Genomic DNA, 14033 nt, shown 5'->3' with positions numbered 1-14033 from the left:
GAGCGGTCGGGCGACTACAACGCCGGCGGCGTCACCGGGCGCAAGCTGGTAACCGCCTACAGAGAAAAAGCGCTCCGCATCGCGGAAGCGCTTCATACGCACGGGCCGTTGCCGCCGCGCCGCGTGCGGGATCTGATCGCCAGCGACAAGGCGGCGGCGATGCTGCAGCGGAACGTGTACGGCTGGTTCCGCCGGGTCGAACGCGGCGTCTACGAGCTGACGCCGGCCGGCGCCGCGGCGGTCGGCGAATTCGCCGACGTGCTCGCCGCAAGCGCCGCCGCCGCGAAGGCGCCGGCTTCGGAGCCCCCGAAAAAGAAGTCGGCTCCAAAGCGGAAAAGGCGCCGCGGGTAACGATCGCCTCCGACGGCCCGAGGACCCCGGATAGTCGGATTTTCTCCGACTATTTCACCGCCGATGGCCCGGGGACCCCGGATAGTCGGAGTTTCTCCGACTATTCCGCCGCCAACGGCCCGGTGACCCCAAATAGTCGGAGTTTCTCCGACTATTTCACCTCCGACGGCCCGGAGACCCTGGATTGTCGGAATTTCTCCGACTATTCCGCCGCCAGCGGCCCGGAGACCCCAAATAGTCGGAGTTTCTCCGACTATCTGCCCCGCCGACGGCCCGAGGACCCCGGATAGTCGGAATTTCTCCGACTACACGCCGGCCAAGGCCTCTACAAGCTTACGCCCAAGGGTTTTCCCGCGGAATGCGCGCCTTATCGCCCGGATCGCTCTCGTCGCCCGTCTCGAGGTCCGTCAGCTTCCGCTTGTCCGTCTCGTTCAAGGCCATCGAGCGGAGCGCTTCCTTCCCGGCCGTTTCCTTATTGACCGAGGCGACGTTGCCGACGCCCGGGCCGCGGTCGTCCAGCGCGACCTCGGTGGCGCTCATGCGATGCATTTCGTTTTCCTGATGGGTCACGTTCGCGTCGTTCTTCATAGAAGTATCATCCTCTCTTCTCTGCGGTCATGTACCGAGTTAGGGTTTGCCCGCGGTCGCCATGCTATGCGCCGCCGCCCGGGCCGACGCCTCGACCGTCCCCTCGCCGGGACGAGCCTCCTCCCGCTCCCGCGCCAGCAGCCACTTATGCATCCAAATTGCGGCCTGCTGCCCTTCGCCCATGGCGATCGTCAGCTGCTCCGAGTGAACGGCGACGTCGCCCGCCGCCCAGACGCCCGGCACGTTCGTCATTTTGCTCCGCGCATCGGTAACGATGTGCCGATTTTCGAGCCGCTCCACATGGAGCTGCTTCGCCAAGTCCGAGCGCACCTCGTTGCCGCCGAACGCCACGAAGCCGCGCTCCGCTTCGACGGTTGCCCCGGACGCGAGCCGCACCCCGCGGAAGCGCCCCTCCGCTTCGGCTCCCTCGACGACGACGCGCTCGATCGGCCCGTCGATCACCGGAATGCCGGCGGCCGCCAGCTTCTCCGCGAACGACGCGTCGATCGGACGCAGCTCGTGGTTAACGTAGGTCAAACTGTTGCAAAAATACGTCAGCGCAAGCGCCATCGCCGCGCCGGTGTTGCCGGAGCCCAGCACGAGCGTCCGTTTGCCCTCCGTCTCGTAGCCGTCGCAATCCGGGCAGACGAAGACGGACAGCCCGAGGCAAGCCCGCAGCCCGTCGAGCGGCGGCAACCGATCGAGCACGCCGGTCGCGAGCAAAATCGTCTTGCCTTCGTAGGTCGTCGGCAAGCTGACCGGCACGTCGCAGCGAATGAGGAACCCCTTCTCGTACCGCTCCGCCTCCGTCGCTTCGCCTTGCAGAAACTCGACGCCGTAGCCTTCCGCCTGGCGCCGCCCTAGCTCCCGCAGCGTCGGCCCGCTGACGCCGTCCGGGTAACCGAGGACGTTATGGTAATTGCGGCACATCGTCGACCGCCCGTCGCCACGGTCGATGACCAGCGTCTTGCGGCGGTACCGGCCGAGCTGAATCGCGGCCTGCAGCCCGGCGATGCCCCCGCCGATAATGATGGAATCGTACATAAGTAAAAAGACACCCCTTCGTTAGGGTGTCCTTCGCGCCGCCAAGCTACTACTTAAATCAGTTTAATCCCGCTGAGCAAAATGAGCGTCGCCACGACCGCGCGCAGCGGCTTCGACGGCACCTTCGCGCTGAGCGTGCTGCCGAGCAGCACCCCCGGCACCGAGCCGATCAGCAAATTGAACGCGAGTCCGTACTCGACGTTGCCCATCCCCGCGTGAAGCGCGCCGGCGACCGTTACGAGGAAGAAGGCGTGCACGATATCCGTGCCGACGACCTCGGACGACTTTAACCGGAACAAATAAATGAGCGCGATCGCGAACAGCGAGCCGGAGCCGACGGACGTCAGCCCGACCACGAAGCCGAGCGCGAAGCCGATGGCGATCGTGAGCGTGCGCTTCTCCTCGAGGGGCTTCGTCTGCCACTTGTTTTCTTTCTCGGTCTTCCAGCCGAACACCCGAAGCAAAATCGCCGCGGCGACGACGACGAGCATAATGCCGAGCGCGGTTCGAATGATGTGTTCCTGATTTTGAAAAAATTGATCGAACAGCTTTAAGAGCCCAACGGCGATGATCGCGCCCGGCACGCTGCCGCTCGCGAGGTATGCGACCAGCTTCCACTGGACCGTATGCTGCCGCCAATGCTGAATGCCGCCGAATAATTTCGTAATCGAGTTATAAAATAAATCCGTGCCGACCGCCACCGTCGCGGGAAAGCCGATCCAGATCAGGACGGGCGTCAAGAGCGCCGCGCCGCCGACCCCGGTCAACCCGACGAGAAAACCGACGCACAGCCCGATAATTGCAATCGTTATATCCATCCGGAACCCACCTGCCTGCTCTCTGTTTAATTCCAAGTATATTAATAGGAATTATAAGATTAATAAGCCCGGCTTGTAAAGCGAAAAGTTTCACAGTTCGTCCGTTTTCAATTTGGGGGCGCAGCGGTTATAATGGAGGGCATAGAGAATAGCAGAAGGAGGTCCGAGCCGTGTCTTTTTCCATGGTGTTCTGGATCGTCATGATCGTACTGAGCTTATTCCTCGTCACGATCTTCACTTCGTCCTACAACGACGACAAGACGAAGGGATTATAATTTCGCCTCGGAAGGCCGCCCGCATCGCGATGCGAGCGGCCTTTCGCGCGAACAGCCGAAGATAAGCGTACTTTCTCCGAAAATGCGCGAAGCGCCGCGGCACCCTAATGCCCTATGATGGTGTTGAGCGCACCCCTGCCGAACCGGCACCCCGGGAGCGCGATCTGAACCCTACGGGAGGTCTCGCACCGTGACGTTAACGGCCCAAGACGTAAAGCATTACGAAGAGCAAGGATACGTGCTGTACAAGAAGCAACTGTTTTCCCCGGCGAAGCTGAAAGCGCTGTCCGACATTTTCGAGGAGCAGTGGGAGGCCGTCGGCCGCAGGCTGAACAGCGAGCTCGACACGCCGCACTTCCGCGACGAGCGGCTGCTCGACTTCTTGCTGGCGGACGAGGTACTCGATTTGGTCGAGCCGATTCTCGGCCCGAACATCGGGCTTTGGTCGAGCCACTTTATTTGCAAAGAGCCGCTCATCGGCAAGCAGACGCCTTGGCACGAGGATTCCGCGTATTGGGAAGGCCGACTGAGCCGCTACGACAAAATCGTAACCGTCTGGCTCGCGATCGACCGCAGCAACAAGGAGAACGGCTGCATGCGCGTCATTCCCGGCACGCATCGCAACGGCTTCTCCGAATACGAGAACGTCGATGCCGGAGAGAATATCTTCCCGACGGAAATTAAAAATATCGATAAATCGAACGCGGTGTATTTCGAGCTCGAGCCGGGCGAATGCTCGCTGCACGACTCGCGCATCGTGCACGGCGCCGAAGCGAACAAGAGCCCGTACCGTCGGTGCGGCTACACGATGCGGTATTTTTCGACGGAAGCGAGCGTCATTCCCGAGAAAAACGCGGGGCATAAAGTGTGGCTGGCGCGAGGCAAGGATGTGGCGGGGAATAACCCGTTCGTGAACGTATAACTGAAGCGGAGGGAGGACGACGCAGATGAATCGGCAGCATCCGGAGCGGCTGCTCAACGAGCAGTATTTGACGTTGTCCTCTCCGTTCCGCATGTACAAGCATGAAGTGGACGCGCCGATCGCCGTCCATTGGCACGAGTTTTACGAGCTGGCGCTCGTCGTGTCGGGGGAAGGGACGCATGTGTTGAACGGGACGCCCCATCCCATCCGGAGAGGACTCTCGTTCTTGCTGACGCCGGCGGACTTTCACGAGCTGACGCCGCATCCTGGGGATACGGTGCGGCTATACAACATCATCTTCTCCCGGCAATACCTCCGGGACGAGCTGTACGCGCTGTTGTTCGACGTCCCCGTCGCAGAGTTCCAGCATCGGTTCGAAGACGCGGAGATGCCCGCGCTCGTCGAAGCGTGCGAACGATTGTGGACCGAATCGAACGTGCCGTCCTACGGAAGCGAGTTCGTCATCCAAGGCACGCTCGAACGGCTGCTCATCGACCTCGCCCGGCGATGCCGCACCGCCGCCGCGCCCGTCGAAGGGAGCCGCCCGCAGCCCGGCCACCCGTCCATCCGCAAGGCGATCCGCTATATCGAAAATCATTTCCGCGACGCCATCTCGCTCGGCGACGTCGCCGATTACGCCGGCCTCTCGCCCGGCCACTTCTCGGAAAGCTTCCGGCGCCATGTCGGCGAGACGTTCCAGACGTTCCTGCAGCGCCAACGCCTTCGCTTCGCGGCGTCGCTGCTCGGCGCCACCGACTTGCCCGTGACCGAAATATGCTACGCCTCCGGCTTCAACACCGTCACCCATTTCGAAAAGGCGTTCAAAGCCCGCTTCGGCAGCGCCCCTCGCGCTTTCCGGCAAAGCGGCCGAACGAGCTGAGACGGTCCGCCCGCTACGGCTTCGGGGCGCCCCGCGCTACGCATCGCGCGCCCCCGCCAATGCGTCCCGCTCCCGCTTGGGCAGCGATTTAACCACGAGGGCGTACGAGTGCTCGATCATCCAGCGCACGTCTTTCTCCGGCACGTAGCCGTCCAGCGTCACCGTGTTCCAATGCGACTTGTTCAGATGATACCCCGGTTTTACCGCCTCGAACTCCTGGCGCAGCATCAGCGCCGTCTCCGGGTCGCACTTCAGCGACAGATGCACCGGATCGGCGCCGCCGATCAGCGCGAACATCTTCGCCCCGACCTTCATGACGAGCGGCTCGGGCCCGAACGGGAAGTCCTCCCATGCGCCCGCCTGTTCCAAGCACCAAGCAACGACCGTTTCCTTCCGCAACAGGACACGCCCCCGGTTAATATATTTTTGGATCGAAGTCGACCCGCTTCCTTATCCTTCCTATATTGTAGTCGTTCCGCGCTCCGGACCGCAATCTCCCTTTCGTCCGCTTTGGGGCTTACCTGCCGGCATTCGCCCGCTTCGCTCCGCTCCCGCCCAGGAACGCGCCGCCCCGCGCGCGGACGGCCCCCGGAACCATGCCGCCTCCCGCCTAATAGGAATATAGAAATTACGGCATGCAGCAGCAGCCGAATTCCGTTAAGGACCGGGGGAGAGCGACATGGAATTAAGCGATTGTATTGAGAGACAATTCAGCGGAGCGAGCCAATGGTCGGAGGCTTCGATCGAGGAGGCGCTGCGCGGCATACCCGAGCTGCGGGAGCTGGCGTCGCCGCTGGCGACGGATCCGGAAGCGGGGCACGCATACGGAAGGAACGTCGTGTACGCCGACGAACGCATTGAGGCCATCGTCGTGCACCTGCCGCCCGGCGCGGCGACGGCCGTGCACGATCACGGGCGATCGGTGGGCTGCGCCATCGTTCTGGAGGGGCGAATGACGAACGAGACGTATCGGGTCGAGGCGTCCGGCAAGGCGCGGCGAATCGAGACGGCGACGCACGAGGCGGGCCAATGGATGCGCTCGCCCGCCGGCGTCGTGCACCGGATGCGCAACGACGGCGCCGAACGGCTCGTGTCGCTGCACGTGTACGCGCCGCCGCTGCGCGGTATGCGCCGCTACGACGCCGAGACGGAGCGCTGACTTATGCGGGGACCATCGAGGGCTTGCGTCTGCGCACATCGAAGATTCGATGCTGCCTTTCGCAAGCCCTCGCCCTTTCACGTTCAGATATATACCGGCATCGGATCGGACTTCATCGCGTTTTCCAAGGAGACGCAGGTTTCGCCTTCGAACGCGTAGATGCGGTGGACGAGCGCCCACACCTCGTCGCCGGGACGCAGCGCATCTTGTTCGAGCGACCGATACGCCGTGACGACGCCCGCATCCAGCTCGACGTCGACCTGCCAGTTTTTCCCGCGGAAGTATACGTCTCTCACGACGCCGCGTTCCGACGCGTTCGGGTAGGACAACTCCTTGGCCGTCCCCACCTCGACGAACTCGGGCCGGACGACGGCGCGCGCCTCGCGAGCGATCTCCTCGAACCCCTTCAGCAGCTCCGGCCGATCCAGCACGGTCGTCTCGCCGACGAAGCCCGCTACGAACGGCGTCCGCGGATGGCGGTAAATATCTAGCGGCGTGCCTTGTTGCTCGAGCCTCCCGCCGTGAATGATCATGATTTCGTCCGCTACCTCGACGGCCTCTTCTTGGTCGTGGGTGACGAAGATCGTCGTAATTCCGAGCCTACGGATCATCTCCTTCAGCCACGTCCTCAGCTCCTTGCGCACCTTCGCGTCGATCGCCGCGAACGGCTCGTCGAGCAGCAGCAGCTGCGGCTGAGGCGCGAGCGCGCGGGCGAACGCCACGCGCTGGCGCTGGCCGCCCGATAGCTGGTGCGGCAGCCGCTTCTCGAGCCCGCGCAGCCCGGTCAGCTCGAGCAGCTCGGAGACGCGCGCGGCGATCTCTTGCTTCTTCCGCTTCTGAACCGTCAACCCGAAAGCGATGTTATCGAACACCGTCATATGGCGGAACAACGCGTAGTTTTGAAAGACGAAGCCGATGCCCCGCGATTGAGGGAGCAAGTCGTTCACGCGGCGGCCGTCAAAGAAAATATCCCCCGCGTCCGGCGTTTCCAGTCCCGCGAGCATGCGCAGAATCGTCGTCTTGCCGCCGCCGCTCGGGCCGAGAATCCCGATCAGCTTCCCGTCCTCGATTTCGAACGAAACCTCCTTCGACGCCTCGAAATCGCCGAATCGCTTCGTCAGCCCTTCCGCTTTAATTCGCATTCGCATGTTCCCCTTTCTCTCCGGCTTCCCATTGGGACCGCGTCTTCCATTCGAGCAAGCTCTTCGCGATCATCGTCGCGACCGCCAGCAGCACCAGCAGCGAGGCGACGGCGAACGACGCCGTGAATTGATATTCGTTATATAAAATTTCGATATGCAGCGGCACCGTGTTCGTCATCCCCCGAATATGGCCCGAGACGACGGAGACGGCTCCGAATTCGCCCATCGCGCGGGCGTTGCAAAGAATGACCCCGTATAATAAACCCCATTTGATATTCGGGAGCGTAATGTTCCAGAAGATGCGCCATCCCCCCGCGCCCATGCTCGCCGCGGCTTCCTCCTCCGAGCTGCCCTGCGCCTGCATGACGGGGAGCAGCTCCCGCGCGACGAACGGGAAGGTGACGAACATCGTCGCGAGCACGATGCCGGGCAGCGCGAAGATGATTTTCATATCGTGGCTTTGCAGCCATGGGCCGAGCACGCCTTGCGCGCCGAACAATAAGACGAAGACGAGACCCGAGATGACGGGCGACACCGCGAACGGCAAGTCGATGAGCGTGATGAGCAGGTTTTTCCCTTTGAACGAAAACTTCGCGATCGCCCAAGCGGCCGCCACGCCGAACAGCGTGTTCAGCGGCACCGCGATCGCCGCGACTAGGAGCGTCAGCCGAATCGCCGCGCGGGCGTCGGGCTCCGTAATCGATGCGACATATACCTGAAAGCCCTTCGCCAGCGCTTCGACGAGCACCGCGACGAGCGGCAGCAAGAGCACTAGCCCTAAGAATAAGAATGTGATCCCAAGCAACAGCCACCGGACGAAGGGCGGCTCGGTCAGATGCTTCGGACGCGTGCCGGCGCTGGCGCCGGTTCCAGAATTCGTAACGTATCCGGCCATGCGTTCTCCCCCTTATTTCGTCGTGAACCGGCGGTGGCCGAACCACTGCAGCACGTTAATGGTTAGCAGCAAGACGAACGACAACGCGAGCATCGCGAGCGCGATCGCCGTCGCCCCCATGTAGTCGTATTGCTCCAGCTTCGTCATGATGAGGAGCGGCACGATCTCGGTCTTCATCGGCATATTGCCGGAGATAAAGACGACCGAGCCGTATTCTCCGATCGAACGGGAGAAGGCAAGGGCGAAGCCGGTCAGGAGCGGCGGGAGCAGCTCCGGGAACAACACCTTGCGGAACGTCAGCCATCGCTTCGCGCCGAGGCTGACGGCCGCTTCTTCGACCTCCTTTTCAAGCTCCTGAATGACCGGCTGCACCGTGCGCACGACGAACGGAAGCCCGATGAAGATCAGCGCCACCGTGATGCCGAGCGGCGTGAAGGCGACCTTGACGCCGAGCGGAGCGAGGTATTGGCCGATCCAGCCGTGCTGCGAATAGATCGCCGTAAGCGAGATGCCCGCGACGGCCGTCGGCAGCGCGAAGGGCAGATCGATCAGCCCGTCGACGAACCGCTTCCCGGGGAAGGTATATCGCGTGAGCACCCAGGCGACCAGGAATCCGAAGACGACGTTCACGCACGCCGCTGCGAACGAGGCGCCGAGCGTGACGCGGAACGACGCCAGCACGCGGTCCGAGAGAATAGACTCCCACAGGTGACCCCAACCGGCGCCCGTCGCCTTCCACGCGAGCGCCGCCAGCGGGATGAGCACGATCACGCCAAGGTACAATATTGTAAATCCCATCGTAAGCCCGAAGCCGGGCAAGATGCTTTTCTGAACCAACTTAGTTTTCAATGGCTCCTTCGCCTCCAGTAAGTCTGGTGGGTGAGTCGAATCTGCGTTTTTCCGTGCGCTCGATTTGTACGATCCTTCCGTCGTGGACGACGATCAGGACGCTCCCGTATTGAAGGCCGGCGAGGCTTTCCTCGATGCGCCTTAGCCACACCGGCTCGCAATCCTTCGGTTCTCTCATTCCTAACGTCCCCTCCGTACCGCGTCAGATCATCCAGCCGTACCAATCCGCTTACGGCTTGTAAATTTCGTCGAAGACGCCGCCGTCGGAGAAAAACTTCGCTTGCGCCTCTTTCCAGCCGCCGAACTCGCCGATCGTCATCAGTTCCACGTCCGGGAATTGATCCTTGTAATTGTCCGCGACCGACGCGAGGCGAGGACGGTAGTAGTGCTTCGCGGCGATTTCTTGCCCTTCTTCCGAGTACAAGTACTCGAGGTAGGCGGTAGCGACTTCCTTCGTGCCGCGCTTGTCGACGACCTCATCGACGATCGTGACGGGCGGTTCGGCCAAGACGCTGAGCGACGGGACGATAATTTCGAACTTGTCGGGTCCGAGCTCGTGGATCGACAGGAACGCTTCGTTCTCCCAAGCGAGCAGCACGTCGCCGATGCCGCGTTCGACGAACGTCGTGGTGGAGGCGCGGGCGCCGGAATCGAGAACCGGTACGTTCTTAAACAGCTTCGTTACGAATTGTTTCGCTTTCGCTTCGTCGCCGCCGTTCTGCTGCAGCGCGTATCCCCACGCTGCGAGGAAATTCCACCGGGCGCCGCCCGACGTCTTCGGATTCGGCGTGATGACTTCGACTTCGTCTCGAACGAGGTCGTTCCAATCCTTGATGCCCTTCGGATTCCCCTTGCGAACCAAGAAGACGATCGTCGACGTGTAAGGCGCGCTGTTATGGCCGAGACGTTCCTGCCAGCCCTCGGCGATGAGGCCCGCCGCCTGGATCGCGTCGATGTCGTATGCGAGCGCCAGCGTCACGACGTCCGCTTCGAGACCGTCGATGACCGACCGGCCTTGCTTGCCGGACCCGCCGTGCGATTGATTGATCTTCACCTTCTGGCCGTGCTCCGCTTCCCAATGCTTTGCGAAGGCGGCGTTATACTCCTCGTAAAGTTCGCGGGTCGGATCGTAGGATACATTCAGCAGCTCGATATCCGGCTTCGAAGCCGACGCTCCGTCCGCGGGCGCGGCCCCCGAGCCGGTGACGGCCGGGCTCGCGGTCCCGCCGCCGCATGCGGTCAGTACCGCCAATAAACCGCTCGCGATCCAAAGCAATGCTTTCCTCTTCATCGTCATCTTCGTCTCCATCTTCGTTACCCCTCTCTCAAATGAATATCATATAGGGGTCTCCGGTCGTCCGGTCGACAATTCCTATAATTCCGATGTGTATGATCGGGTTTATGGCGTGAATCGTATCACCTCTGAATTTGTACTGTCAATACGCGGAAAACATGTTGTCTTTCTGAAAGAAAGCCCCGTTCCCGACGCCGCCGGAAGGCATATTCGAACGATCCGGCGCCCCATCTATTCGCCAAACTGACGGGAAGCCTCCTTGCCTTTCGGAACGCGACGAGACGCCAAGAGCCGCCGGGTCGAAAAACCCGACGGCTCTTGGGGGACGCGGAAGAAGGCTCCCGCGGCGGCCTATTTCTGCACGACCAGCTCCGGGAACCCCGCCTGCCGCAATGCCTCGTACAGGACGATCGCTACCGAGTTGGACAAGTTCAGCGAACGGATATGGTCGTTGATCGGGATGCGGATGCGCCGTTCCGGAAAGCGCGACAAAATGTCGTCCGGCAGCCCCTTCGTCTCCCGGCCGAAGACGAACATATCTCCGTCTTGGTACTCGAACTCCGTATAGCCGCGGCTGCCCTTCGTCGTCGCGAAGAACATTCGGCCGCCGCCGTACTGCTCGAGCACCGCCTCGAACGACTCGTGCACGTGCAGCTTTACATGCGGCCAATAGTCCAGCCCCGCTCTCTTCAAATCTTTGTCTTCGATCGAAAACCCTAACGGCTTCACTAGGTGCAGATGCGTCCCGGTACCGGCGCACGTCCTCGAAATATTGCCCGTATTCGCCGGAATCTCCGGCTCGACAAGCACGACGTGGAATGCCATATTCGCTTCGACTCCCCTCGTAATCATTCAATCGCGAAAGTTTTACATAGAATTAATAATCCGTTCATTCGGCGTTGACGAACGGCGGGTACGATAGAGTTACCCGTAAGGTAAACGCGGCGTTGGCGTTGGCGACATCGCCTCATCCCCTATTAGGAGCGTAAGCTGGCCATGAAAAGAAAAGTTCTGGTCGTCGACGACGAACCTTCGATCTCGATGCTGATCGAATTCAACGTCAAGCTCGCCGGTTACGACGTGCAATGCGTCTACGACGGCGAAGCCGTCTTTAGCGTCCTTCCGACGTTCCGGCCCGACGTCATCGTCTTGGACCTGATGCTGCCGAAGATGGACGGCATCGAGGTGTGCCGCCGGCTTCGTTCGGAAGGCAATATGGTGCCGATTATCATGCTGACCGCGCTGCAGGACTTATCCGACAAGATCGCCGGACTCGACAACGGCGCCGACGACTATATGACCAAGCCGTTCTCCCCGCAAGAGCTGCTCTCGCGCATTCAGGCGATCCTCCGCCGTTCCTTCGCTTCGCCGGCGCTGCAGACGAACGACCCGATCGAGCACGGCGCCATCGTCGTACATCCCGAACAACGGCAAGCGACGCTCGCCGGCGAGCCGATCGACCTGACGCCGAAGGAATTCGATCTGCTGCTCTTCATGATGAAGCATGCCGGCAAGGTGTTGTCCCGCCAGCAGCTGCTGCATGGCGTGTGGGATTATCATTTTCTCGGGGATACGCGCATCGTGGATGTGCATATTAGCCACCTAAGGGATAAAATCGAACGGAACCCTCGCAACCCTGAATACATTGTAACGATCCGCAATGTCGGGTACAAGTTAAGCGAGCTGGCGTCATCGAAGGACTTGGCTTCGAACGAATGACGGAAAGAAAGCACCCCGCCCGGACGCGGCTTTGCGTCTGAGTCGAGGTGCTTTCTTGCTTTCCTGTCTATGCGCGTGCGCGGCGGAAGTCGTGCATAAACTCCGCGAGCGCGGCGCAAGCCTCGTACGGCACGGCGTTGTACGTCGAAGCCCGGCAGCCGCCGACGCTGCGGTGACCTTTCAGACCGACGAAGCCCGCCGCGTCCGCCGCCTTGAGGAACGCCTTCTCGTCTTCCTCGCTCCGCAGGCGGAACGTAATGTTCATCCGCGAACGGTACGGCGCTTCGGCGTGGCCGGCGTAGAAGCCGTCGCTCTCGTCGATCGCCCGATAAATCAAGTCCGTCTTCTCCCGATTGCGCTGCTCGATGCCGGCCAGCCCGCCTTCCGCTTCGATCCACCGGAGCACGAGATTCATGATATATACGGAAAACGACGGCGGCGTATTGTACAACGAGTTGTTCGCCGCATGCGTGTCGTAGCGGAGCATCGTCGCCAGGTGCTCCGGCGATTTGTCGACCAGCTCATCCTTCGCGATGACGACGGTGACGCCGGACGGGCCGAGATTTTTTTGCGCGCCCGCGTAGATCAGCGAAAATTTCGAGACATCCACCGGACGGCTCAAGATATCGCTCGACATATCCGCGATGAGCGGCACGCTCCCCGCGTCCGGGAACCGATCGAATTGGACGCCCTCGATCGTCTCGTTCGAGGTGATGTGCAGATACGCGGCGTTGTCCGGGAGCGACAACGACGAGAGGTCCGGCACGCGCTTGAAGCCGGTATCCTTCGAGGAGGCGATCGTCACGGCGTCGCCGAACAGCTTCGCTTCCTTATACGCCTTCACGCCCCAAGCGCCGTGCACGACGTAAGCCGCCTGCCGGCCTGCGGACAGCAGGTTCATCGGCACCATGGCGAATTGCGTGCTCGCTCCGCCTTGAAGGAACAGGACTTTATAGCCTTCCGGAATCCCGAACAACGTCCGGAACAACGTTTGCGTCTCGTTGTTCAACCGCTCGTAGTTTTCGCTCCGGTGCGACATCTCCATGACGGACATGCCGGTGCCCTCGAAGTCGGTCATCTGTTCGGCGGCCGTCTGCAGCACCGACAGCGGCAGCGCCGCCGGTCCCGCGTTAAAGTTGTACGCCCTCTTCGTCGTCTTCGTCGTCAACCGTTCCACTCCCATTCCGAATTTCGATTTCACCTATCATAGCAAGAGCCATGATTCGGTTCAAGATAAATATCCCATAATCAAACCGGCCGTCTCCTCGATCGCCTTGTCCGATACGTTGATGATGCGGCAGCCGATCCTCCGCATGACCGACTCGGCGTATTCGAGCTCTCGGACGATGCGCTCCATGGCAGCGTACGAGGCGCCCTCGGGAAGACCTACGACGCGCAGCCGCTCCGTCCGAATTTTATGGATCGCGTCCACGTTCATCGTCAGGCCGAAGACGCGCTCCGGCGGGAGCGACAGCAGCTCCTCGGGGAGACGAACTTCCGGCACGAGCGGCCAGTTCGCCACCTTATACCCCTTGTGGGCAAGAAACATGCTCAGCGGCGTCTTAGACGTGCGGGAGACGCCGACGAGCACGACCTGCGCTTGCGTCAAGCCGCTCGGGTCTCTCCCGTCGTCGTACCGGACCGCGAACTCCACCGCTTCGACGCGCTTGAAGTACTGCTCGTCCATCTCGTGAAGCAGGCCGGGTTTGCGCTTGGGCGCGGTGTGGAACGTGTCGGTGAACGCCTGCAGCATCGGCCCCATAATATCGACGGCGCGTACGCCGAGGCGCATCGATTCCCGCATCATCGCCTCGCGCAGCCGGGGCTGTACCAGCGTATAGGCGACGAAGCTTTCCTGCGCGCTCGCTTCTTCGAGCAGCTGCTCGATCTCCTCGACCTCGCGGACATGGCCGACGCGTTTGATCCGCACCTTCCGGCCGCCGAACTGGCGAAGCGTCGCGTGCGCGACCGCCTCCGCCGTCTCGCCGACGGAGTCGGAGCAGATGTAAAGTATGCCCTCGTTATGAAGAGACATCGTTCGGTTCGACCCCTTCGCGCGTTTACGAAAATAATGTCCTTTCACTTTACCGCGACGGG

General features: G+C 61.6%; 17 protein-coding genes. 5 read left to right on the top strand and 12 right to left on the bottom strand.

Translation table 11 applies throughout. The features are described from left to right. Positions 1 to 351 (top strand): DUF2161 family putative PD-(D/E)XK-type phosphodiesterase (locus tag VEZ38_RS10285; RefSeq protein ID WP_324893271.1); only part of this gene is annotated, 351 nt, incomplete at its 5' end. Between the two features lie 333 nt (positions 352 to 684). Here VEZ38_RS10285 and VEZ38_RS10280 read toward each other — a convergent pair. From VEZ38_RS10280 to VEZ38_RS10270, 3 genes are read right to left on the bottom strand one after another with little or no spacing between them, the layout of a single operon-like run. Then, positions 685 to 939 (bottom strand): hypothetical protein, encoded by a 255-nt coding sequence (locus VEZ38_RS10280; protein WP_324893270.1) that lies wholly within the window; start codon positions 937 to 939, stop codon positions 685 to 687. 39 nt (positions 940 to 978) lie between these two features. Further along, positions 979 to 1983, bottom strand: a complete 1005-nt coding sequence (locus VEZ38_RS10275) for an NAD(P)/FAD-dependent oxidoreductase (RefSeq protein WP_324893269.1) — start codon at positions 1981 to 1983, stop codon at positions 979 to 981. 53 nt (positions 1984 to 2036) lie between these two features. Continuing rightward, positions 2037 to 2801: a sulfite exporter TauE/SafE family protein gene (locus tag VEZ38_RS10270; protein ID WP_324893268.1), complete on the bottom strand. Its 765-nt coding sequence runs from the start codon at positions 2799 to 2801 to the stop codon at positions 2037 to 2039. Positions 2802 to 3266: 465 nt separating this feature from the next. On the opposite strand from VEZ38_RS10270, the gene VEZ38_RS10265 reads away from it, so the two are divergent. Both VEZ38_RS10265 and VEZ38_RS10260 read left to right on the top strand, forming a co-directional pair. Further along, the gene (locus VEZ38_RS10265; protein WP_324893267.1) at positions 3267 to 3998 is read left to right on the top strand and encodes a phytanoyl-CoA dioxygenase family protein; all 732 of its coding nucleotides are present in this window, start codon (positions 3267 to 3269) and stop codon (positions 3996 to 3998) included. 25 nt (positions 3999 to 4023) lie between these two features. Beyond that, positions 4024 to 4878: an AraC family transcriptional regulator gene (locus VEZ38_RS10260; protein ID WP_324893266.1), complete on the top strand. Its 855-nt coding sequence runs from the start codon at positions 4024 to 4026 to the stop codon at positions 4876 to 4878. Positions 4879 to 4914: 36 nt separating this feature from the next. On the opposite strand, the gene VEZ38_RS10255 is transcribed toward VEZ38_RS10260, so the two are convergent. Further along, positions 4915 to 5277 (bottom strand): MmcQ/YjbR family DNA-binding protein, encoded by a 363-nt coding sequence (locus VEZ38_RS10255; RefSeq protein ID WP_324893265.1) that lies wholly within the window; start codon positions 5275 to 5277, stop codon positions 4915 to 4917. A 280-nt stretch (positions 5278 to 5557) separates the two neighbouring features. Between VEZ38_RS10255 and VEZ38_RS10250 the strand changes: the two genes are divergently transcribed. Beyond that, entirely contained in the window at positions 5558 to 6037 is a 480-nt protein-coding gene (locus tag VEZ38_RS10250; protein ID WP_324893264.1) for a cysteine dioxygenase family protein, read from the top strand. An 83-nt stretch (positions 6038 to 6120) separates the two neighbouring features. Here VEZ38_RS10250 and VEZ38_RS10245 read toward each other — a convergent pair whose 3' ends face one another. The 6 genes from VEZ38_RS10245 to trmL form a co-directional block, all read right to left on the bottom strand. Continuing rightward, entirely contained in the window at positions 6121 to 7179 is a 1059-nt protein-coding gene (locus tag VEZ38_RS10245; protein ID WP_324893263.1) for a sulfate/molybdate ABC transporter ATP-binding protein, read from the bottom strand. Then, on the bottom strand, positions 7169 to 8074 hold the full coding sequence (gene cysW, locus VEZ38_RS10240) for a sulfate ABC transporter permease subunit CysW (protein ID WP_324893262.1): 906 nt from the start codon (positions 8072 to 8074) through the stop codon (positions 7169 to 7171). Before cysW ends, VEZ38_RS10245 begins: the two co-directional genes overlap by 11 nt. 12 nt (positions 8075 to 8086) lie before the next feature. Next, a complete protein-coding gene (gene cysT, locus VEZ38_RS10235; protein WP_324893261.1) occupies positions 8087 to 8923 on the bottom strand; it encodes a sulfate ABC transporter permease subunit CysT in 837 nt (278 codons plus the stop codon). Further along, positions 8913 to 9101 carry a YezD family protein gene (locus tag VEZ38_RS10230; protein WP_324893260.1) on the bottom strand — a complete coding sequence of 63 codons (189 nt, stop codon included), beginning with the start codon at positions 9099 to 9101 and terminating at the stop codon, positions 8913 to 8915. Before VEZ38_RS10230 ends, cysT begins: the two co-directional genes overlap by 11 nt. A 51-nt stretch (positions 9102 to 9152) precedes the next feature. Then, positions 9153 to 10232 carry a sulfate ABC transporter substrate-binding protein gene (locus VEZ38_RS10225; RefSeq protein WP_324893259.1) on the bottom strand — a complete coding sequence of 360 codons (1080 nt, stop codon included), beginning with the start codon at positions 10230 to 10232 and terminating at the stop codon, positions 9153 to 9155. 336 nt (positions 10233 to 10568) lie between these two features. Continuing rightward, the gene (gene trmL, locus VEZ38_RS10220) at positions 10569 to 11042 is read right to left on the bottom strand and encodes a tRNA (uridine(34)/cytosine(34)/5-carboxymethylaminomethyluridine(34)-2'-O)-methyltransferase TrmL (protein WP_324893258.1); all 474 of its coding nucleotides are present in this window, start codon (positions 11040 to 11042) and stop codon (positions 10569 to 10571) included. Positions 11043 to 11213: 171 nt separating this feature from the next. On the opposite strand from trmL, the gene VEZ38_RS10215 reads away from it, so the two are divergent. Continuing rightward, positions 11214 to 11936, top strand: coding sequence for a response regulator transcription factor (locus VEZ38_RS10215; RefSeq protein WP_324893257.1), 723 nt, complete (start codon positions 11214 to 11216; stop codon positions 11934 to 11936). 67 nt (positions 11937 to 12003) lie between these two features. On the opposite strand, the gene serC is transcribed toward VEZ38_RS10215, so the two are convergent. Both serC and VEZ38_RS10205 read right to left on the bottom strand, forming a co-directional pair. Then, positions 12004 to 13119, bottom strand: coding sequence for a 3-phosphoserine/phosphohydroxythreonine transaminase (serC, locus tag VEZ38_RS10210; RefSeq protein WP_414694695.1), 1116 nt, complete (start codon positions 13117 to 13119; stop codon positions 12004 to 12006). A gap of 45 nt (positions 13120 to 13164) precedes the next feature. Further along, the gene (locus VEZ38_RS10205; RefSeq protein WP_324893255.1) at positions 13165 to 13971 is read right to left on the bottom strand and encodes a pyruvate, water dikinase regulatory protein; all 807 of its coding nucleotides are present in this window, start codon (positions 13969 to 13971) and stop codon (positions 13165 to 13167) included. Positions 13972 to 14033 lie beyond the last annotated feature (62 nt).

The sequence above is a fragment of the Paenibacillus sp. genome, from assembly GCF_035645235.1.
Lineage (GTDB): Bacteria > Bacillota > Bacilli > Paenibacillales > YIM-B00363 > Paenibacillus_AE.
This window is presented reverse-complemented; position numbering and strand designations above follow the sequence as displayed.

Coding starts and splice junctions, on each gene's coding strand:
- trmL (WP_324893258.1), bottom strand. CDS start 11,042: ATGGCATTCCACGTCGTGCTTGTCGAGCCGGAGATTCCGGCGAATACG.
- VEZ38_RS10205 (WP_324893255.1), bottom strand. CDS start 13,971: ATGTCTCTTCATAACGAGGGCATACTTTACATCTGCTCCGACTCCGTC.
- VEZ38_RS10215 (WP_324893257.1), top strand. CDS start 11,214: ATGAAAAGAAAAGTTCTGGTCGTCGACGACGAACCTTCGATCTCGATG.
- VEZ38_RS10245 (WP_324893263.1), bottom strand. CDS start 7,179: ATGCGAATTAAAGCGGAAGGGCTGACGAAGCGATTCGGCGATTTCGAG.
- VEZ38_RS10280 (WP_324893270.1), bottom strand. CDS start 939: ATGAAGAACGACGCGAACGTGACCCATCAGGAAAACGAAATGCATCGC.
- serC (WP_414694695.1), bottom strand. CDS start 13,119: ATGGGAGTGGAACGGTTGACGACGAAGACGACGAAGAGGGCGTACAAC.
- VEZ38_RS10250 (WP_324893264.1), top strand. CDS start 5,558: ATGGAATTAAGCGATTGTATTGAGAGACAATTCAGCGGAGCGAGCCAA.
- VEZ38_RS10230 (WP_324893260.1), bottom strand. CDS start 9,101: ATGAGAGAACCGAAGGATTGCGAGCCGGTGTGGCTAAGGCGCATCGAG.
- VEZ38_RS10275 (WP_324893269.1), bottom strand. CDS start 1,983: ATGTACGATTCCATCATTATCGGCGGGGGCATCGCCGGGCTGCAGGCC.
- cysW (WP_324893262.1), bottom strand. CDS start 8,074: ATGGCCGGATACGTTACGAATTCTGGAACCGGCGCCAGCGCCGGCACG.
- VEZ38_RS10270 (WP_324893268.1), bottom strand. CDS start 2,801: ATGGATATAACGATTGCAATTATCGGGCTGTGCGTCGGTTTTCTCGTC.
- VEZ38_RS10225 (WP_324893259.1), bottom strand. CDS start 10,232: ATGGAGACGAAGATGACGATGAAGAGGAAAGCATTGCTTTGGATCGCG.
- VEZ38_RS10260 (WP_324893266.1), top strand. CDS start 4,024: ATGAATCGGCAGCATCCGGAGCGGCTGCTCAACGAGCAGTATTTGACG.